This is a genomic window from Pseudoalteromonas sp. NSLLW24 (assembly GCF_015864725.1).
GTDB classification, from domain to species: domain Bacteria; phylum Pseudomonadota; class Gammaproteobacteria; order Enterobacterales; family Alteromonadaceae; genus Pseudoalteromonas; species Pseudoalteromonas arctica.
Window position 1 is genome coordinate 40,856 of record NZ_JADYWQ010000021.1, and the last position, 19,773, is coordinate 60,628.

At 39.1% G+C, this 19,773-nt stretch carries 18 protein-coding genes; 17 read left to right on the forward strand and 1 reads right to left on the reverse strand.

Translation table 11 applies throughout. The features are described 5' to 3' along the window. Positions 1 to 11 precede the first annotated feature (11 nt). The 15 genes from mnmG (at position 12) to glmU (ending at position 15,243) form a co-directional block, all read left to right on the forward strand. Positions 12 to 1,901, forward strand: a complete 1,890-nt coding sequence (gene mnmG / locus I6E72_RS17625) for a tRNA uridine-5-carboxymethylaminomethyl(34) synthesis enzyme MnmG (RefSeq protein ID WP_010555145.1) — start codon at positions 12 to 14, stop codon at positions 1,899 to 1,901. 15 nt (positions 1,902 to 1,916) lie between these two features. After that, positions 1,917 to 2,537, forward strand: a complete 621-nt coding sequence (gene rsmG, locus I6E72_RS17630) for a 16S rRNA (guanine(527)-N(7))-methyltransferase RsmG (protein ID WP_007585988.1) — start codon at positions 1,917 to 1,919, stop codon at positions 2,535 to 2,537. Positions 2,538 to 2,551: 14 nt separating this feature from the next. Next, the gene (locus I6E72_RS17635; protein WP_004335235.1) at positions 2,552 to 3,337 is read left to right on the forward strand and encodes a ParA family protein; all 786 of its coding nucleotides are present in this window, start codon (positions 2,552 to 2,554) and stop codon (positions 3,335 to 3,337) included. Between the two features lie 20 nt (positions 3,338 to 3,357). Then, positions 3,358 to 4,281, forward strand: a complete 924-nt coding sequence (locus I6E72_RS17640; RefSeq protein ID WP_197113439.1) for a ParB/RepB/Spo0J family partition protein — start codon at positions 3,358 to 3,360, stop codon at positions 4,279 to 4,281. Positions 4,282 to 4,423: 142 nt separating this feature from the next. Beyond that, positions 4,424 to 4,804: an ATP synthase subunit I gene (locus tag I6E72_RS17645; protein WP_007585983.1), complete on the forward strand. Its 381-nt coding sequence runs from the start codon at positions 4,424 to 4,426 to the stop codon at positions 4,802 to 4,804. A gap of 15 nt (positions 4,805 to 4,819) precedes the next feature. Continuing rightward, positions 4,820 to 5,677, forward strand: coding sequence for a F0F1 ATP synthase subunit A (gene atpB / locus I6E72_RS17650; protein ID WP_024592268.1), 858 nt, complete (start codon positions 4,820 to 4,822; stop codon positions 5,675 to 5,677). Positions 5,678 to 5,738: 61 nt separating this feature from the next. Continuing rightward, positions 5,739 to 5,981, forward strand: coding sequence for a F0F1 ATP synthase subunit C (gene atpE / locus I6E72_RS17655; protein ID WP_007585980.1), 243 nt, complete (start codon positions 5,739 to 5,741; stop codon positions 5,979 to 5,981). Positions 5,982 to 6,022: 41 nt separating this feature from the next. Next, complete coding sequence (gene atpF, locus I6E72_RS17660; RefSeq protein ID WP_004335264.1) at positions 6,023 to 6,493, forward strand: F0F1 ATP synthase subunit B; 471 nt, start codon at positions 6,023 to 6,025, stop codon at positions 6,491 to 6,493. A 16-nt stretch (positions 6,494 to 6,509) separates the two neighbouring features. Further along, positions 6,510 to 7,043: a F0F1 ATP synthase subunit delta gene (atpH, locus tag I6E72_RS17665; protein WP_007585978.1), complete on the forward strand. Its 534-nt coding sequence runs from the start codon at positions 6,510 to 6,512 to the stop codon at positions 7,041 to 7,043. Between the two features lie 14 nt (positions 7,044 to 7,057). Next, positions 7,058 to 8,599, forward strand: coding sequence for a F0F1 ATP synthase subunit alpha (gene atpA / locus I6E72_RS17670; protein ID WP_007585976.1), 1,542 nt, complete (start codon positions 7,058 to 7,060; stop codon positions 8,597 to 8,599). Positions 8,600 to 8,659: 60 nt separating this feature from the next. Continuing rightward, a complete protein-coding gene (gene atpG / locus I6E72_RS17675; protein ID WP_197113442.1) occupies positions 8,660 to 9,520 on the forward strand; it encodes a F0F1 ATP synthase subunit gamma in 861 nt (286 codons plus the stop codon). Positions 9,521 to 9,553: 33 nt separating this feature from the next. Further along, positions 9,554 to 10,939, forward strand: a complete 1,386-nt coding sequence (atpD, locus tag I6E72_RS17680; protein ID WP_007585971.1) for a F0F1 ATP synthase subunit beta — start codon at positions 9,554 to 9,556, stop codon at positions 10,937 to 10,939. 13 nt (positions 10,940 to 10,952) lie between these two features. Then, entirely contained in the window at positions 10,953 to 11,375 is a 423-nt protein-coding gene (locus I6E72_RS17685) for a F0F1 ATP synthase subunit epsilon (RefSeq protein WP_007377666.1), read from the forward strand. A gap of 163 nt (positions 11,376 to 11,538) precedes the next feature. After that, positions 11,539 to 13,641 (forward strand): winged helix-turn-helix domain-containing protein, encoded by a 2,103-nt coding sequence (locus tag I6E72_RS17690; protein WP_197113445.1) that lies wholly within the window; start codon positions 11,539 to 11,541, stop codon positions 13,639 to 13,641. A 243-nt stretch (positions 13,642 to 13,884) separates the two neighbouring features. Next, a complete protein-coding gene (gene glmU, locus I6E72_RS17695) occupies positions 13,885 to 15,243 on the forward strand; it encodes a bifunctional UDP-N-acetylglucosamine diphosphorylase/glucosamine-1-phosphate N-acetyltransferase GlmU (protein WP_197113447.1) in 1,359 nt (452 codons plus the stop codon). Between the two features lie 27 nt (positions 15,244 to 15,270). On the opposite strand, the gene I6E72_RS17700 is transcribed toward glmU, so the two are convergent. Next, positions 15,271 to 16,113, reverse strand: coding sequence for a LytR/AlgR family response regulator transcription factor (locus I6E72_RS17700; protein WP_007585965.1), 843 nt, complete (start codon positions 16,111 to 16,113; stop codon positions 15,271 to 15,273). 144 nt (positions 16,114 to 16,257) lie between these two features. Here I6E72_RS17700 and I6E72_RS17705 point away from each other — a divergent pair, with 144 nt between their 5' ends. Further along, a complete protein-coding gene (locus I6E72_RS17705) occupies positions 16,258 to 17,487 on the forward strand; it encodes an acyltransferase family protein (RefSeq protein WP_197113449.1) in 1,230 nt (409 codons plus the stop codon). An 83-nt stretch (positions 17,488 to 17,570) separates the two neighbouring features. Next, positions 17,571 to 19,364: a choice-of-anchor I family protein gene (locus I6E72_RS17710; protein WP_197113451.1), complete on the forward strand. Its 1,794-nt coding sequence runs from the start codon at positions 17,571 to 17,573 to the stop codon at positions 19,362 to 19,364. Positions 19,365 to 19,773: the final 409 nt, after the last annotated feature.

Here is a 19,773-nt window from a genome sequence, read left to right on the forward strand (position 1 = left end):
GGATCCCATTAATGATTTTTCACGAAAATTTTGACGTTATCGTAGTAGGTGGTGGACATGCTGGCACTGAAGCCGCATTAGCAGCTGCCCGTATGGGGATGAATACCCTGCTACTGACTCACAATATGGATACCCTTGGTCAAATGTCTTGCAATCCAGCAATTGGTGGGATTGGCAAAGGTCATTTGGTAAAAGAAATCGACGCGCTTGGTGGTGCAATGGCACAGGCCATTGATAAAGGCGGGATCCAATTTCGTACACTAAATTCTTCAAAAGGACCTGCTGTTCGCGCTACTCGAGCACAAGCAGATCGTGCTTTGTACAAAGCGGCTATTCAAACAACATTACAAAACCAAGATAACCTTAAGATTTTTCAACAATCATGTGATGATCTTATTGTTGAAAACGATCGTGTTACTGGCGTAGTAACTCAAATGGGTTTACGTTTTAGTGCACCAAGTGTTGTTTTAACCGTGGGTACTTTTTTAGGCGGCTTAATTCATATTGGTTTAGAAAATTATAAAGGCGGTCGTGCAGGCGATCCTCCTTCAATCGCTTTAGCTGATCGCTTACGTGAACATCCATTTAGAGTTGATCGTTTAAAAACAGGTACACCTCCACGTATTGATGCACGTACTGTTGATTTTACAAAAATGGAAGCACAGCCAGGTGATACACCAACTCCTGTGTTTTCGTTTATGGGTAAACAATCAGATCACCCACAACAGATACCGTGTTACATAACTTACACAAACGAAAAAACACATGATGTTATTCGTAAAAACTTACATCGCTCACCTATGTACTCAGGTGTTATTGAAGGTATTGGTCCACGATACTGCCCTTCAATTGAAGATAAAATTGTTCGTTTTGCAGATAAAGATAAACATCAAATATTTGTTGAGCCTGAAGGTTTAACATCATACGAATTATACCCAAATGGTATTTCGACTAGTTTACCGTTTGATGTACAACTTGAAATTGTGCAATCGATTACAGGTTTTGAAAATGCACATATTTGTCGACCTGGTTACGCAATTGAATATGATTACTTTGATCCACGTGATTTAAAACAATCTTTAGAAACTAAATTTATTGAAGGTTTATTTTTTGCGGGTCAAATTAACGGTACTACCGGCTATGAAGAAGCGGGTGCACAAGGCTTAATTGCAGGTATGAATGCTGCACTAAAAGTACAAGGCAAAGATTCTTGGACACCACGTCGTGATGAAGCTTACGTTGGTGTATTAATCGACGACTTAGCAACACTGGGTACAAAAGAACCATACCGCATGTTTACCAGTCGTGCCGAATACCGTTTATTACTTCGTGAAGATAATGCTGATATTCGTTTAACTGAAAAAGGCCGTGAACTAGGTTTAGTTAATGACGAACGCTGGCAGGCATTTAACGAAAAAATGGAAGTAATCGAAAAAGAGAAGCAACGCATTAAAGATACGTGGATTCATAAAGATCACGCCGTTGTAGAACAAGTAAATGCATTACTGAAAACACCGCTTACACGTGAAGCAAGTTTAGAAGAATTACTTCGCCGCCCAGAGATCCGTTATAACGATCTTATGGCTATAGAAGGGTTAGGATCTGAATTTACAAACAAAGCGGCACTTGAACAAGTTGAGATCCATACTAAGTACGCAGGTTATATTGCGCGTCAACAAGATGAGATCAACAAACAGCTTCGTCATGAGCAAACAATTTTACCAAAAGAGTTTGATTATAAAACCGTATCTGGTTTGTCAAATGAGGTAGTTGCCAAGCTTATTGAGTCGCGTCCTGACACTATTGGTCAAGCATCGCGTATTTCTGGTATCACCCCAGCGGCGATTTCGCTATTATTAGTGTATCTGAAGAAGCAAGGCTTATTACGCAAATCCGCGTAACGGTAAGGGTACATAGTGTTACAGCAACAATTAACTACATTGTTAGCGCAAACTGATATTGCGCTAACAGAAAAACAACAGCAACAGCTAGTTCGTTACGTCGAGTTATTGAATAAGTGGAATAAGGCTTATAACTTAACCTCAGTACGCTTACCTGAAGAAATGATGATTAAGCATATAATGGATAGCTTAGTTGTTGCGCCTCACTTACCCGGTCATCATTATATTGATGTTGGAACGGGTCCTGGATTACCGGGTATCGTATTAGCAATTGCATTACCTAATACACATTTTGTGTTATTAGATAGCTTAGGTAAACGTGTACGATTTTTAATGCATGTTAAACATGAGCTTGGTCTTGATAATGTAACCCCGGTTCAGTCAAGAGTTGAAGAATATCAACCAAGTGTTAAATTAGACGGCGTACTAAGTCGTGCTTTTGCTTCATTACAAGATATGGTTGACTGGTGTTCGCACTTAATCGATCATTCGGGTAAATTTATAGCACTTAAAGGCGTGTTCCCTAGCGAAGAGCTAGAGTCACTACCTGCAGGCGTTAAGTTTGAGCAAAAAATTGCATTAGAAGTACCTAATTTAGATGCACAACGACATTTAATTATTCTTTCTAAAGACTAGGGATCAGAGACACAGTGGCAAAAGTCATCGCATTAGCAAATCAAAAAGGTGGAGTGGGTAAAACTACAACCGCTGTTAACCTCGCTGCGTCTATGGCTGCAACGAAACGTAAAGTGCTGTTAATTGATCTCGATCCGCAAGGTAATGCGACTATGGGTAGTGGCGTAGATAAGTATGGCGACGTGCCAACTATTTACGACCTACTTATTGAAGATAAACCTATAGAAGACGTTATCATTAAAGAAACGTCTGGCGAATACCATATGATTGCTGCAAACGGTGATGTAACCGCTGCAGAAGTTAAATTGATGGAATTATTTGCCCGTGAAGTGCGTTTACGTAATGCACTTGAAAAAATTCAGGACCAGTACGAATTTATTTTTATCGACTGTCCACCCTCTCTAAATATGTTAACTGTTAATGCAATGGCCGCAGCTGATTCTATTTTAGTGCCAATGCAGTGTGAGTATTATGCACTTGAAGGGTTAACCGCATTAATGGATACGATTACGCAACTTGCTAAGTTAGTGAATCCTAGCTTACAAATTGAAGGCATACTTCGTACTATGTACGACCCGCGTAACCGTTTGGCAAATGATGTATCAGAACAATTAAAACAACATTTTGGCGATAAAGTATACCGTACGGTGATCCCGCGTAATGTTCGTTTAGCTGAAGCACCTAGTTTTGGTACTCCTGCTATGTACTATGACCGGGCATCAAGTGGCGCTAAAGCATATTTAGCACTCGCTGGTGAAATGTTACGCAGAAAAGAAAAAACAGCGTCCGTTGTCGCCTAACTTTGAGGTAAAAAAATAACATGTCTGCTAAAAAACGAGGTTTAGGCCGAGGACTCGATGCACTTTTAAGTTCGTCAAAGCCTGCACCAAGCCCAAGCAAGGAACAAGACACATCAAATGTTTCTGAGGCTGTGCAAAATGCCGCGGCTAATAATAGTGAATTACAAAAACTCCCAATAGAGTTTTTACACTCTGGTAAATACCAACCTCGTAAAGACATGTCTGAAGAGGCGCTAGAAGAGCTTGCTAGTTCTATTCGCTCACAAGGTATTATTCAACCCATTGTTGTGCGCCCTATTGCACATAATAGCTTTGAAATTATAGCGGGTGAGCGTCGTTGGCGCGCAGCGCAAATAGCTAAGCTTGAAACAGTACCTTGTATTATTAAAGATGTACCTGATGAAGCAGCTGTTGCGATTGCACTGATAGAAAATATTCAGCGTGAAGATTTAAATGCCATGGAAGAAGCAGTTGCACTTAATCGTTTGCTAATAGAATTTGAATTAACACATCAGCAAGTAGCAGATGCGGTGGGTAAATCACGTACGACTGTAACTAACCTACTTCGTTTAAATAACTTAAATAGTGATGTAAAAATTCTGTTAGAACATGGCGATATTGAAATGGGCCATGCTCGTTGCCTGTTAGCCCTTGAAGGTGAAGCGCAGTCAGATGCTGCTCGTTTAGCTGTAGCTAAAGCATTAACAGTTCGAGAAACTGAAAAGCTCGTACGCTCAATTTTAGAACCTTTACCTGCTAAAGAAATAACCGAAAAAGATCCAGATGTTAAGCAGTTAGAACAACAACTCGCTGAAAATATAGGTGCTAAAGTAGAGATTAACTACAATAAAAAAGGCAAAGGTAAACTGGTTATTTCGTATACTAACCTAGATGAACTTGACGGCATTTTAAATCGTATCAATCACGACAATACCCACCATTAGTTTTCTACATGTCTAAAAAGGGACATTTGTAGCTATTTCGTGTTACAAAGCATCTACTCAAGTTGCAAAACTGGCAGGATTAAGTATAATTTCGCCAGTTTTCACACCCTAACAATTAGAACGCAATAAAGGTTAACTAAACGTGACTGATAAGTTAGCGAGTCCATATCGACTTGCCGTATTAAAGTTAATTTGCCTTCAGGGTGTTGTAGCATTAGTTGCTGCTGTAATTATTTTTTTTAGTTCGGGAGTCAATGCCTCGCTTTCATCACTCGCTGGTGGAGCTGTAGCAGTACTTCCGCACTTTGTATTTGCACTTTATGCATTCAGATATATGGGTGCAAGTCGAGCAAATCAAGCGTATGCCTCGTTGAAACGCGGCAACGGATTAAAGTTTATGCTAACAATTGTATTGTTTGCGCTAGTACTGAAGCATTTTCCGGTAATTTTATTACCCTTTTTTAGTACTTATATACTGGCGCTCTTTACTGGATTGTTCGCACCCGTTTTTTTTAAACATTAACTTTTGGGATATAACATGGCAGCAGAAGAAGTTACTCTATCTGGCCATATCCAGCACCATTTGACCAATGCTAAGATGTGTTCGACCGATACAGGTCTCGCCTTCAATAAAGCATGTACGGACAGTGGATTCTGGACATGGCATATAGATACCCTTGCATGGTCTATCGGTTTAGGTCTTATATTTTTATGGATCTTTCGTAGTGCCGCTAAAAAATCAACACTAGGTGTACCTGGGAAATTTCAGTGTTTTATTGAAATAATCGTAGAATTCGTTGGTGACAACGTACGCGATACTTTCCATGGTAAAAGCAAGCTTATTGCACCATTAGCCTTAACGATTTTCGTTTGGGTGTTCTTAATGAACTTAATGGATTTAATACCAGTTGATTTCCTTCCAGCATTTGCAGGTTTCGTTGGTGAGACTGCATTTGGTATGGATTCACACGATGTGTACATGAAAATTGTACCAACGACTGACATTAATATGACTTCAGCGCTAGCGCTGGGTGTATTTATACTAATGGTTGGCTTTTCAATCAAAATAAAAGGTATTGGCGGGTTTATTAAAGAGTTAACGCTTCATCCGTTCAACTCAAATAACGTGTTCGTTCAAATTATTTTGATACCATTTAACCTATTACTTGAACTGATTGCACTCGTTTCTAAACCGTTTTCATTAGCACTACGTTTGTTTGGTAACTTATATGCTGGTGAGTTGATTTTCATCTTGATCGGCGCTATCGGTTTTATGCAACTACCGTTGCACTTTGTTTGGGCTGTATTCCACATTCTAGTTATTACATTGCAAGCATTCTTATTCATGATGCTTACGATTGTATACCTAAGCATGGCAAGTTCAGATAATCACTAATTTTTAGATTTACAATTTTACTTTTACTTTTAACTTTACAATTGAAACTTTGGAGAAATAAATGGAAGCTTTAGAATTATTAACAGGCTTAAAATACATTGCAGTAGCTTTACTAATCGGTTTTGGTGCAATCGGCACAGCAATCGGTTTTGGTAACATGGGCGGTAAATTCCTTGAAGCATGTGCGCGTCAACCTGAGCTTGCACCTTCGCTACAAGTTAAGATGTTTATTCTTGCTGGTCTAATCGATGCTGTAGCAATGATTGGTGTTGGTATCGCTATGGTATTGTTGTTCGTACTTTAATTTTATTCTTTGAACAGCTTACTATTTAAGGAGGAGCGGTTGTGAATTTAAACGCCACTCTTATCGGTGAATTGATTGCGTTTACGGTGTTCGTATTATTTTGTATGAAATACGTATGGCCACCACTAAACGGTGCAATTGAAGCTCGCCAGAAAAAAATCGAAGATGGTTTAGCTGCCTCTGATAGAGCCGAAAAAGACTTAGAACTTGCGCAAAAGAAAGCTGCTGAACAGCTTAAAGATGCAAAAGCTCAAGCGGCTGATATCATTGATCAAGCTAAAAAGCGTGCAGTGCTAATTGTTGACGAAGAAACACTTCGTGGTCAACAAGAGCGTGAAAGTATCATTGCTCAAGGGCACTCTGAAGTTGAGTCTGAACGTAATCGCATAACAGAAGAACTACGTAAGCAAGTAGCAACTCTGGCAGTGATTGGCGCAGAACGTATTTTAGAGCGTGAAATTAATCAAGCCGCACATAGTGACATCGTTGAAAAACTTGTCGCTGAGCTGTAATTAGGAGGGTATGAGCATGTCTAATTTGACTACTATCGCTCGCCCATACGCTAAAGCGGCTTTTGAACTTGCCGTTGAGAAAGGCACTCTAGAAAGCTGGAATGATATGTTGTTCTTTGCAGGCCATGTAGCCAGCAATGAGCAAGCATCGTCTGTTTTAGCGAGTATGCCTACAGCTACTGCACAAGCTGAATTATTTATTCAACTTTGTGCTGAGCAGCTCAACGAACAAGGTCAGAACCTAGTTAAGGTGATGGCTGAAAATGGACGTTTGACAGCTCTACCTGAAGTTGCACAGTTATTTGCTGAATTTAAAGCAGAATACGATAAAGAAATCGAAGTAGATGTGATTTCTGCAACTCCTCTTGTTGCTGCGCAACAAGAGTCATTGGTAGCGGCACTTGAAAAACGTTTCGCACGCAAAGTTAAGCTGAATTGTAGTGAAGACGCGTCAGTGGTTGGTGGACTTATTATTAGGTCTGGCGACACTGTAATCGACGGTACTATTCGCGGTAAATTAAACCGCTTAGCTACAACACTACAATCGTAATTGGGAAAAAGAGCATGCAACTTAATTCCACTGAAATTTCAGATCTGATCAAACAACGTATTGAGAAGTTCGAAGTTGTAAGTGAAGCTCGTAACGAAGGTACTATTGTATCTGTTACTGACGGTATCATCCGCATCCACGGTCTTGCTGACTGTATGCAAGGTGAAATGATTGAGCTTCCTGGCAGCCGTTATGCTATCGCACTAAACCTTGAGCGCGACTCAATTGGTGCAGTAGTAATGGGTCCGTACGCTGACCTTACTGAAGGCGTAAAAGTATATACAACTGGTCGTATTTTAGAAGTTCCTGTTGGTCCTGGTTTACTTGGTCGTGTTGTAAACACACTAGGTGCTCCAATCGATGGTAAAGGCGCTCTAGATAACGACGGGTTTGAACCTGTAGAAAAAATTGCACCAGGTGTAATCGAGCGTAAATCTGTAGATGAGCCAGTTCAAACTGGTTATAAATCTATTGATGCGATGATTCCAGTTGGTCGTGGTCAACGTGAACTTATCATCGGTGACCGCCAAACAGGTAAAACTGCACTAGCAATCGATGCAATCATCAATCAAAAAGACACAGGCGTTAAGTGTGTGTACGTTGCGATTGGTCAAAAAGCATCTACTATTGCAAACGTAGTTCGTAAATTAGAAGAGCATGGTGCACTAGCAAATACTATCGTAGTTGTTGCATCTGCTTCTGAATCTGCGGCACTTCAGTACTTAGCACCGTTCGCGGGCTGTACTATGGGTGAATACTTCCGTGACCGTGGTGAAAACGCATTAATCGTATATGATGATTTGTCTAAGCAAGCAGTTGCTTACCGTCAAATTTCATTACTACTTAAGCGTCCACCAGGGCGTGAAGCATACCCAGGTGACGTATTCTACCTTCACTCTCGTCTTTTAGAGCGTGCATCGCGTGTAAACGCAGATTACGTTGAAAAGTTCACTAATGGTGAAGTGAAAGGTAAAACTGGTTCATTGACGGCATTGCCAATCATTGAAACTCAAGGCGGCGACGTTTCTGCGTTCGTACCGACTAACGTTATCTCTATCACCGATGGTCAGATCTTCTTAGAAACTGACTTATTCAACTCAGGTATCCGTCCGGCAGTAAATGCTGGTATCTCGGTATCGCGTGTTGGTGGTGCTGCACAAACTAAAATCGTTAAGAAACTAGGTGGCGGTATTCGTCTAGCCCTAGCTCAGTACCGTGAATTAGCTGCGTTTTCGCAGTTCGCGTCTGACCTTGATGATGCAACTCGTGCTCAACTTGAGCATGGTGAGCGTGTAACAGAGCTAATGAAGCAGAAACAGTACGCGCCAATGTCTGTTGCTGATATGTCTTTGTCGTTATTTGCTGCTGAAAAAGGCTTCCTTCAAGACATCGAAATCGCGAAAATCGGTGACTTTGAAGCAGCTTTACTTTCGTATGCAAATAGCACATACGCAGAGCTTGTGGCTCAAATCAATGAAACTGGTAACTTGAATGCCGAGATCGAAGCGCAGCTTAAAGAACTTCTAACGAAGTTCAAGTCTACGCAAACTTGGTAATTTAGTTATTAATGGTGCGCTTTAGGAAACTAAAGCACACCTTGATTCGGAGAGAGAGTCATGGCCAGCGGAAAAGAGATTAAAAGCAAGATCGGGAGTATTAAAAATACTCAAAAGATCACTAGCGCAATGGAAATGGTTGCTGCGTCTAAAATGAAAAGGGCGCAAGAACGCGTTGCTTCAAGCCGTCCATACGCTGAAAAATTACGTGAAGTAATTGGTCGTGTTGCTCAAGCAAATCTTGATTTTACTCACCCGTTCTTAAAAGATCGTGAAGTGAAACGAGTTGGTTATATTGTTATCTCTACAGACCGTGGTCTGTGTGGCGGTCTAAACTCAAACGAGTTTAAGAAAGTTGCACTTGATGTTAAAGCGTGGAAAGAAAAAGGTGTTGATGCTGAATTTGCTACTTTAGGTAGTAAAGCAGCTGGCTTCTTTCAACGTTTTGGTGGTCAACTACTCGCTAAAAAAGCGGGCCTAGGAGATAAACCTTCAGTACAAGACGTTATTGGTCCTGTAAAAGTTATGCTTGATGCATTTTCTGAAGGCAAAATAGACCGTTTATTCTTGGTATATAACAAATTCGTTAATACCATGAGGCAAGAGCCAATTATAGATCAGTTACTCCCTTTGCCAAAAGCTGAAGAAGAAGTATCTGCTCACACATGGGATTACTTATACGAGCCAAATCCAGAGGCTATTTTAGAGTCTTTGTTAGTACGCTTTATTGAGTCTCAAGCATACCAAGGTGTGGTAGAAAATGCTGCCTCTGAACAGGCTGCTCGTATGGTTGCAATGAAAGCTGCAACTGATAACGCAGGTGACCTTATGGACGAGCTACAGCTTGTTTATAACAAGGCTCGCCAAGCAGCAATCACACAAGAAATTAGTGAGATTTGTTCTGGCTCAGCAGCAGTTTAATGCTTCGGGTAAAGATTAACGAGAGGAATAGACATGAGTTTAGGTAAGGTCGTCCAAATTATCGGCGCCGTTGTGGATATTGAATTTCCACAAGATAGCGTGCCAGCGGTATACCACGCACTAAGAGTAACAGATGGCGATTTAGCTGGTTTGACTCTAGAAGTTCAACAACAGCTAGGTGGCGGTGTAGTGCGTACTATCGCTATGGGTACTACTGATGGTTTACGTCGTAGTGCTTTAGTTATGAATACAGGTGAATCGATTCAAGTTCCAGTTGGTAAAGCAACACTTGGTCGTATCATGAACGTACTTGGTGAGCCAATCGATGAAGCGGGTCCAATCGGCGAAGAAGACCGTATGTCTATTCACCGTGCAGCACCTTCATACGAAGAGCAATCAAGTTCAGTTGAACTTTTAGAAACTGGTATCAAGGTTATCGACCTTGTATGTCCGTTTGCTAAAGGTGGTAAAGTTGGTTTATTCGGTGGTGCCGGTGTTGGTAAAACTGTAAACATGATGGAACTTATCCGTAACATCGCAATCGAGCACAGCGGCTACTCAGTATTCGCAGGTGTTGGTGAGCGTACACGTGAGGGTAACGATTTCTACCATGAGATGAACGATTCAAACGTACTTGATAAAGTATCGCTTGTATACGGTCAGATGAACGAGCCTCCAGGTAACCGTTTACGCGTAGCGTTAACAGGTCTTACTATGGCTGAAAAGTTCCGTGATGAAGGTCGCGATGTACTTTTCTTCGTAGATAACATCTACCGTTATACTCTTGCTGGTACAGAAGTATCTGCACTACTTGGTCGTATGCCATCAGCGGTAGGTTACCAGCCTACACTTGCTGAAGAAATGGGTGTGCTTCAAGAGCGTATCGCTTCTACTAAGACGGGTTCAATTACATCAATCCAAGCGGTATACGTACCTGCGGATGATTTAACGGATCCATCTCCAGCAACTACCTTTGCTCACTTAGACGCAACAGTAGTACTTTCACGTGATATCGCATCACTTGGTATCTACCCAGCGGTAGACCCACTTGATTCATCTTCACGTCAACTTGACCCACAAGTAATTGGTCAAGAGCACTACGATACAGCACGTGGCGTTCAAACAGTTCTTCAGCGTTATAAAGAACTTAAAGACATCATTGCAATCCTAGGTATGGACGAGCTTTCTGACGAAGATAAGCAACTTGTATCTCGTGCACGTAAAATCCAACGTTTCCTATCTCAGCCATTCTTCGTGGCAGAGGTGTTTACAGGCGCGTCTGGTAAATACGTATCACTAAAAGATACAATTTCTGGCTTTAAAGGCATCTTAAACGGTGAATTTGATGATATGCCAGAGCAAGCGTTCTACATGGTTGGCTCTATCGAAGAAGCTCAAGAAAAAGCCAAAGGCATGTAACTAGGAGGGTAGTATGACAGCTATGACTGTACATCTTGACGTAGTAAGCGCAGAGCAGAGTTTGTTCTCTGGTCTTGTTGAATCGATTCAAGTATCTGGTAGTGAAGGCGAGCTGGGTGTAAACCTAGGCCATGCTCCACTACTAACTGCCCTTAAACCTGGTATGGTACGTTTAGTTAAGCAATTTGGTCACGAAGATGTGATATATGTTGCTGGCGGTACATTAGAAGTTCAACCAAATCACATCACGATTCTTGCAGATACTGCGGTTCGTGGTGAAGATTTAGATGAAGATTCTGTACAAAAAGCTAAACGTGAAGCTGAAGAACATATGGCGAATTCGTCAGCTGTTGAGTTTGATTATCAGCAAGCGGCTACGCGACTGGCAGAAGCAGTTGCTCAGTTACGCGTAATTCAGCAATTACGTCACAAGTAAGCCTATCCGGTTTGTAAAAAGCCCACTTTAAGTGGGCTTTTTTGTGCCTGAGAGATGACACTGAAACACTAAACTGTTAACCTTCAGTTAATGGAGTGTGGCGGTTTATTGTGAAAATCAAGCAACGAATAGACTGCTATAAGGATATAAAGTAAGTGAAAAAATGAAACAAGCAGAGTTTTCTGATTCAGTAGTAGAAGTCAAATTTGGTGCTTGGTGTTTAAATATAAAGCGGCAAATAATTAGTGATGGCACTGTAGAAAAAGAGTTAGAGCCACTACTGTACAAAATTTTAAGTTACCTTATCTTAAATCAAAACATGATTATTACCCGCGAAAATCTAATTGAAGATGTTTGGTGTCAGACTTATGTTGACGATAACGCCATTAATCGAGCTATTTCAGAACTTCGCAAAATATTAAAATCGCCGCAACAAAGCGAGCTAGTAGTAAAAACCCATTATCGTAAAGGATATAGTTTTGTTCCTAGCGTTGAATTTATTGAAAGCGAATACCAAAACCTCCCCATAGATAACCTTAATAAACCAGATGTAATAAAAAAAGCAAAACCTGTAATAAATAAAACTCGCTTAAGGGCGTTCCTACTACTTTTATTAGTTAGTATCCTGTTAATTTCTTTTATTTGGCCAGTCAAAAATCGTGAAGTAAAAACAACTTACAAAGACTACCAAGAAGAGGTTCTATCAATGAAAGATGGAACCCATAGTTTTCTTGTACTTTCACCTAATGAAAAGAACTTAGCGTTTATTGTTTCAAAAAATGAAGGGCTAGAGTCTTATTTAATCAATAAAGATCTTATTACAGGCAGAGAAAAGGTATTATTTAAAATAGGATATGAATTAACTCCAGTTGGTTGGTCATATAATAATAGTGATATTATTTATAGACAGAATAGTGGCAAGAAAGACTGCCAAGTGTTTATTATTGATAGTAATTTTATAGGTGAAGCAAAACATTTGTTTGATTGTAATAATTTACCTTTTTTTGGTGAAGGGGTTAATAATACGAATTTTGTATATTCTAAACTTGGTTACCGTAATCGGGATGAGCTTGCTGTATTGATGAATCGTAACCTCATAACGGGTGAAGAGTATCAAATAAGCTCTCCCAATTTAAATTCTTACGGTGATAAATTTCTGGCTCATATAGAAGATAAAAATAAGGTGGTTTTCGAGCGCCATCAATTTGGTTTTAGTGAATTGTACATTGCAGATACTGAAGGCGGAGCTCAAACTCACCTTTATACGACCAAAAATCGTATCTGGTCATTAAACTACGATCAAAAATCGAACTCATTACTTTGGTACGATAATGTTGATAATATTCTTTATCAGTACTCCCTCGTTAGTCAAAAATTACTTCAAAAAGTATCTATGCAGGGAGTTTCAGGTTATTCAACTACGTTACCTTTGAGCCCAAGTGAAATGCTAGCGACACAATACCCGTACACCCGCCACATTTATCAACTCAGTTTAGATGCCCTTAATTTAGAAGATATTGCACCGGAAAATATAAATACATTCAACGCTCAGAACACTAATAATGGATATATTTATTATTTACTTAATGATGCACAAATAAAAAGGTTAGCTGTTTTAGATACTGCTACGGGTACTGTGAGTATTAAATCAAACATTATTGATTTTTCAATAATGAAAGTTTCAAGTGATGGGGAAGAGCTATTAGCATTAAAGAGCAATGTAATTGATATCCTCGACACTGCAGAGTTAAGTTTAAAAGATACTATTACAGTTGATGGTAATATTGTAAATGTAGAGTATTTGAATAACAAAAATATAGGCTACATTTTGCGGGGTGATACAGCTACCAGTAACACGGCTTACCTATATGATAGGGCTACCAAAAAAAGTATGTTGCTACCAATTAGCAATCCAGTTTGGTTTGAGCAACTTTCAACCTCAAAGTTTATATTCCTTTCTGCGCAAAATAAGTTACAGATTTTTGATAGTTGGAATAATTTGATAACCCATGAATTTGAATTAAACTCTGTTCTATACAAGCATTCATTTGCACTTAATGATAATAAACTTTTTCATTCTGATGGCTCTAATATCTATTTATATGATTTGAATTTAGGCTTTAAAGCGAATGCTGAGCTTATTTACACATTAAAGGTTGGTTTGATAACACAGCTAAGCTATGCAAAAGAGCTTGGTACTCTAGCCTTTACCACTATTACTATTAACAATAATAAGCTAGTAAAAGCTATAGAAGTGCCTAAGTAAGCTTTATTGAGTTTTTTACTTTTTAATTTAATAAGAATGAAAGCACTATAACGATAATTTTCACTTATATCCTTCACCAATCCTCGCTACAATAACGTCATCCAATTAAGTGTGTTTTTTCAGTCAAGATTCAGTACTAATAAACTAACCTACTGAGTATTTGCACAAGAAGTGATTTACGTAATCTTCTGATCGAACATAAGACTTATTTAGCTAAAACAACGAAAAAAGGAAATTGTTTTAATGGCTCTAACAACTATTATTCTTGCTGCGGGTAAAGGTACTCGTATGCGCTCTGCTTTACCTAAAGTTTTGCACAAAGTTGCAGGTAAACCAATGGTGCAGCACGTTATTGATAATGCGATGGCATTAGGTGCAACGACTACAAACCTAGTTTACGGACACGGCGGCGAACTATTACAACAACAACTTGCCGATAACAATGTAAATTGGGTACTTCAAGCTGAACAACTTGGTACTGGCCACGCAGTAGCGCAAGCCAACTCTCATGTTAATGATGAAGACACGGTATTAATTTTATACGGTGATGTACCACTAACAAAGCAATCAACACTAGAGCGTTTATTAGCCGCAACACCTAAAAATGGTTTAGCTGTATTAACGGTAAATTTGGTAAACCCAAATGGCTATGGTCGAATGCTTCGTGCCGGTGGTAAGTTAGTTGGTATTGTTGAGCAAAAAGATTCAAGCCCAGAGCAGTTACTTATTAACGAAGTAAATACAGGCATTATGGCTGTTAACGGTAAGCTATTAAAAACATGGTTAGGTAACTTATCTAACAATAATGCACAAGGCGAGTACTACTTAACAGATATCGTTGCAATGGCTCACAGTGAAGGCATAGAAATTACTTCAGCTCAGCCAGATCATGCAATGGAAGTTGAGGGCGCAAATAACCGCGTACAACTTGCAGGCTTAGAGCGCGCTTACCAAGCATGGCAAGCAGAAGAGTTAATGTTAAATGGCGCAACACTTGCTGACCCTGCGCGTATTGATGTGCGAGGAACAGTTACCACCGGTGAAGATGTACTTATCGACGTAAACGTTATTTTTGAAGGCACGGTCACGCTTGGTAATAATGTACAAATAGGTCCTAACTGTGTCCTTAAAAATTGTAGTATTGGTGATAACGTTATTATTAAAGCTAATACACTGATTGAAGATGCCACAGTTGCAGATAAGTGTACGCTTGGTCCTTATGCTCGCCTTCGCCCAGGCGCTGTAATGGAAGAAGACTCACACATTGGTAACTTTGTTGAGATGAAAAAAACCCGACTAGGTAAAGGCTCTAAAGCCAACCACTTAAGTTATTTAGGTGATGCTGAAATTGGCGAAAAAGTGAATATTGGCGCTGGCACTATTACCTGTAACTACGATGGTGTTAACAAAGCAAAAACTATTATTGGCGATAATGCCTTTATTGGTTCTAATTCATCACTCGTTGCCCCAGTAAATATAGGCGCAACTGCAACAATTGGTGCAGGCTCTGTGATCACCAGTACCGTTGAAGATGACCAATTAGCAATAGCACGCTCTAAACAGCGTAATTTAACGGGTTGGAAACGCCCAGTTAAAAAATAACAATAGAGGCTACTTAGGTAGCCTTTTTTATTTTAGTTGAAGTTTAAATTGCTCTTTATAGCGTCTAGACAAGTTAAGTACTTTACCTGTAGTTAATTTTATTTCACTGTCGCCACTGGGTAGTGGTGTAATAGACTCCACTTTATCGAGTTTTACGCCATGGCTGCGGTGAATTCTACAAAACCCCTGCACTTCAAGTTGTTTACTTAATGCTGTAAGCGTTGCCCTTAACGGATATATACGTGAGCCTATATGTAGGTTTACATAATTACCCGATGATTCAAGCCAATCAACATCCTCTATTTTTATAATGAATTCTTTTCCGAGCTTTTTAACTAATAGGCGGTTTATGGTCGATGTTGTTTGCTGCTCACTTTCTTCAATTGAAGAGGCTTCACCTAGTAACTGCTGCACCACATATTGATATACTTTGATAAGTACGATGAAAAACACAAAGCTTATAGCGTCTTTCTGGTATTCATAAATAAGCTCAAACCAGCTAAGTCCAAAGTTGTAAGACCCATCATTCAACAAATATATGAATTTACGAACCCCTACCATAATACCAACGTGTAACACGCTAAATATAATAGAGGCACCAAAGTACATACCTAATGAAGCCGTAATATTTTGCCAATTAAAAGATAAGTGTCTTAAAAACCAAATTAAAATAGGGAATATAAGCAAAGTACTCAAGGCACTTGAATACTCCCAAACAAATGGCTCCCACATTAAAAAAGTTAAAGCCCCTTCTCTTTGGGCTTCCATTATTTGGGTTGTAGCGTTTACTGTATTATTAATTAATACGTAAGCACACAGTAATACTGATGCGTAAATGCTTTGAAAACGTTGAAAGTGCTGTAGGTTCATAAATGTATGCTTATTGCTGACGTGGCACGCTTATCCCTGTATACCACCTTTTATCACTATTGCTTGTAATATAAGCACTTATAGATAGTTTTAGCGAGAGCTTTAGGTATGAATAACGCATAACATACATAAAGTAGTAAAAGCATGAGCACTCAAGTACAACAACCTTCATTAGTTAATTCGCGTAAACATTATCTTGATTGGCTTAGGGTAATCGCATTTGCGTCGCTAATTTTTTATCACATTGGCATGTTGTATAGCGAAAACTGGGGATTTCATTTTAAAAGTAATTATACATCACAGTATGTTGAATATTTAATGTTGGTGTTTTCACCTTGGCGCATGTTGCTCATTTGGTTTATATCGGGCGTAGCACTGCGTTTTATGATTGATAAAGTACGCAGCTTTAAGTCTTGGTTACATTTCACCTTATACCGCTCTATTTTTTTACTATTACCCTTGCTGGTGGGGTTATGGTTAATAGTGCCTTTACAGCTGTTTGCAGAAATGTCACAGCAAGGTGTTATTGATATTAGCTATTGGCAATTTTATTTAGCTTTTATAGAGACGAACAATACGCTTTTTATTAATTATCAGTCTGGAGTGTGGCCGAATGTGGATGTAAATCACTTATGGTATTTGCGTTCGTTGTGGCAATTTATGCTGATCATTATTGTTTTAACTCTTTTTGCACGCTTGCCCTTTATTGCGCCTTTAAAAACATTTGTTAAGGGGGGTATGTCATTTGGGTTTTTAATTACCTTGCTCACTATTGCCACACTATTTACAAGCCATTACTTAACTGGCGATTCAATCAGAGAGACTAACGGCTTAATACTGCTACTCGCAGGATACATACTTGCTAAAAACACTTACTTTTGGAACTGCTTAAATAAAAACTTGGTATTACTAGCTTTGAGTTTTGCGGTTTTGTTTGTACTTATAATATTAAGTTATCAGAAGGTGTTTACTCTTCCTCATTTTATTTTAATCGGTAGCTACAATATTCAACGTGTTGTAGGTGTATTTTTTGTACTTGCGCTCGCTCGTCGATTTTTAAATTTTAATACTTACTATTTAAAACAGCTCAATGTATGGGTGTTTCCCTTTTATTTATTGCATCAAAGCATTTTGATTGTTTTGTGTTTTTTACTACAGCCTTTAAGTTTAGGGCCTGTTGCTGAACCATTCATCATTATTACAGGGACTTGGTCTTTTTGCGGTGTTATTACATGGGGTATTACACGTATTGATGTACTTAGACCTTTGCTAGGGGTTGCAATTAAACGAAATTATTCCCCGACTGTAAAAACGATTGGCTATACGGCCGCTTTAATTTTAATAACTCCGCTAGCGTATAAGCTAATTACTTAGGCTAAGGGGCTGTATTAAAACTGCCATAATCTTGTCATGCCTGTGTGTTGATATTTAGCAAATACAATACTAAGGAAAATTACATGTTTAAAAAATCAATTATTGCGCTGTCACTTATATCTGTTCTTACTGGTTGCTCACTTGATGGTGACGATGGTCAAAACGGCTCTCAAGGATTACAGGGAGAACAAGGCACAGGTGGGACTAATGGGTTAAATGGTATAAATGCCAATTCAGCATTAAATATTAACCTTGTGGGTAGAGGTGTATTAAATGCACAAAGCCCAGAAGGTGCAGCTGAAATAGTTGCATATCAAGCATCTAAAAAATGGATTTACGCTATTAACAGTTCAGGTGATGACGCTGTTATTAATATTTTACCCGCAGACACCTTTGATACTGCCGCACTCGTTAAAGATAACGAAGGGGTTATAAACGGCACAAATTTAACATCCGTTATTACGTTGCCTTTAAACGAGTTTACCCAAGGCGATGCAAACAGCATTGCTATTGATGAAAATAACAATCTACTTGCAGTGGCAATGGCTGCTGAAAGCACGGGTGATACAGGTGAAATTGCTTTTTACGATATAAGCGGCGACTCACCTGTATTTATTAAAAATGTTACAGTCGGATTTTTACCAGACATGGTGACGTTCACCCATGATGGTGCAAAGGCAGTGGTTGCTAACGAAGGTGAACCAAGTGGCGACTACAGCGTAGATCCTGAAGGTTCTATTAGTATTATCGATATAACAAATAATGTAATAGCCGATACAGCAATAAATATTGATTTTAAAGCCTATAACAACAAACAAACCGAACTAGAAGCGCAAGGGGGAGTTTTTGCAAACCCAAATGGTCGTACTATTAACGGTAATCTAATAAATACCACCGTAGCTATGGATTTAGAGCCCGAGTACGTTAGCATTTCTAAAGATAACAAATATGCTTATGTATCTATTCAAGAAAACAATGCACTTGCAATAGTTAACCTACAAGACAACAGTCTTGAGCTAAAGGGCTTAGGCTTTAAAAATTGGTCAAGCTTACAACTTGATGCCTCAGATAAAGACGGCGGCGTGAATTTTAAATCATACCCAGGGCTCTATGGTATGTACCAGCCCGATACTATTTCAAGCTTTAGTTGGAAAGGCGCTAACTTTATAGTCACTGCCAACGAAGGTGACGCAAGAGAATACTTTTTTGATACAGCTGATGAAGCAGACTGTATAGCAAAGGGCGGGCTTGATTACGATAAAGACGATGGCTGCTTAGCTTATATAGATGAAAGCCGCGTTGAAGACTTAACGCTTGCTGCTAATTTTGATTACTTAAATAATGACGATGATGATATTGGTCGCTTAAAAGTAACAACAATAAAAGGCGATACCAATAACGACGGACAATACGAATCGCTTTATGCTTATGGTGCACGTTCTTTTACTATTTGGGATAGCAATGGGCTGGTGGTTTTTGATTCAGGTGACGATATAGCACGTATAACAGCATCTGTGCATGGTGAATCATTTAACAATAATGAAGATGAAAACAAAGGTGACTCACGTTCAGATGATAAAGGCGCAGAGCCTGAAGCGCTGACTATTGGTAAAATTGACGATCGTACATTTGCTTTTATAGGGCTTGAGCGTATGGGTGGGATTATGGCTTACGACATTACCAATCCATATAATGTGCAGTTTGAAGACTACTTCTATAATAGAGGCTTAATTAAAGGAGCGAATATTACAGGCGATTTGGCACCTGAAGGAATGGTATTCGTTTCAGCAGAGCAAAGTGCAACAGGAAATCCACTCTTAATTGTTGGAAATGAAATATCAGGCTCTATTGCCGTATGGGAAATAGCATCTAAATAAATATTTAATTTTAAATAAAGCTGTGTGTTGTTTGTTTAACATACAGCTTAGTTTAAACCTTACTAATACATCATCAATTGATACATAAATTATGAGTGTTTTTTAAACTAAAAGTATCCTACAGCCCTTTATTTGTATAGCTTTCATACTAAATTCATTTAATTGTCAAAAAGCTGAAATAAAACATTGACCCCCGCTCGAATCTCCCTATAATGCGACCCCACTGAGACAGGAAACGCCAACGCATAGCGAGGCACGAACTACTCAGAGAGTTAAATAAAACTTCGGTTTTAAATCTTCCAAAAGAAAGTTTAAAACTAAGTGTTGACTCAAAAAATAAAGGGTGTATTATTCGCATCCCTTGAGACGCTAAAGCGACTCAAAACGTTCTTTAACAATATAAAGCAAT

Excerpts from the sequence above, each read along its gene's own strand:
- mnmG (WP_010555145.1), top strand. The coding sequence starts at position 12 with ATGATTTTTCACGAAAATTTTGACGTTATCGTAGTAGGTGGTGGACAT.
- I6E72_RS17640 (WP_197113439.1), top strand. The coding sequence starts at position 3,358 with ATGTCTGCTAAAAAACGAGGTTTAGGCCGAGGACTCGATGCACTTTTA.
- atpB (WP_024592268.1), top strand. The coding sequence starts at position 4,820 with ATGGCAGCAGAAGAAGTTACTCTATCTGGCCATATCCAGCACCATTTG.
- atpE (WP_007585980.1), top strand. The coding sequence starts at position 5,739 with ATGGAAGCTTTAGAATTATTAACAGGCTTAAAATACATTGCAGTAGCT.
- atpH (WP_007585978.1), top strand. The coding sequence starts at position 6,510 with ATGTCTAATTTGACTACTATCGCTCGCCCATACGCTAAAGCGGCTTTT.
- atpA (WP_007585976.1), top strand. The coding sequence starts at position 7,058 with ATGCAACTTAATTCCACTGAAATTTCAGATCTGATCAAACAACGTATT.
- atpG (WP_197113442.1), top strand. The coding sequence starts at position 8,660 with ATGGCCAGCGGAAAAGAGATTAAAAGCAAGATCGGGAGTATTAAAAAT.
- atpD (WP_007585971.1), top strand. The coding sequence starts at position 9,554 with ATGAGTTTAGGTAAGGTCGTCCAAATTATCGGCGCCGTTGTGGATATT.
- I6E72_RS17685 (WP_007377666.1), top strand. The coding sequence starts at position 10,953 with ATGACAGCTATGACTGTACATCTTGACGTAGTAAGCGCAGAGCAGAGT.
- I6E72_RS17690 (WP_197113445.1), top strand. The coding sequence starts at position 11,539 with ATGAAACAAGCAGAGTTTTCTGATTCAGTAGTAGAAGTCAAATTTGGT.
- glmU (WP_197113447.1), top strand. The coding sequence starts at position 13,885 with ATGGCTCTAACAACTATTATTCTTGCTGCGGGTAAAGGTACTCGTATG.
- I6E72_RS17700 (WP_007585965.1), bottom strand. The coding sequence starts at position 16,113 with ATGAACCTACAGCACTTTCAACGTTTTCAAAGCATTTACGCATCAGTA.
- I6E72_RS17705 (WP_197113449.1), top strand. The coding sequence starts at position 16,258 with ATGAGCACTCAAGTACAACAACCTTCATTAGTTAATTCGCGTAAACAT.
- I6E72_RS17710 (WP_197113451.1), top strand. The coding sequence starts at position 17,571 with ATGTTTAAAAAATCAATTATTGCGCTGTCACTTATATCTGTTCTTACT.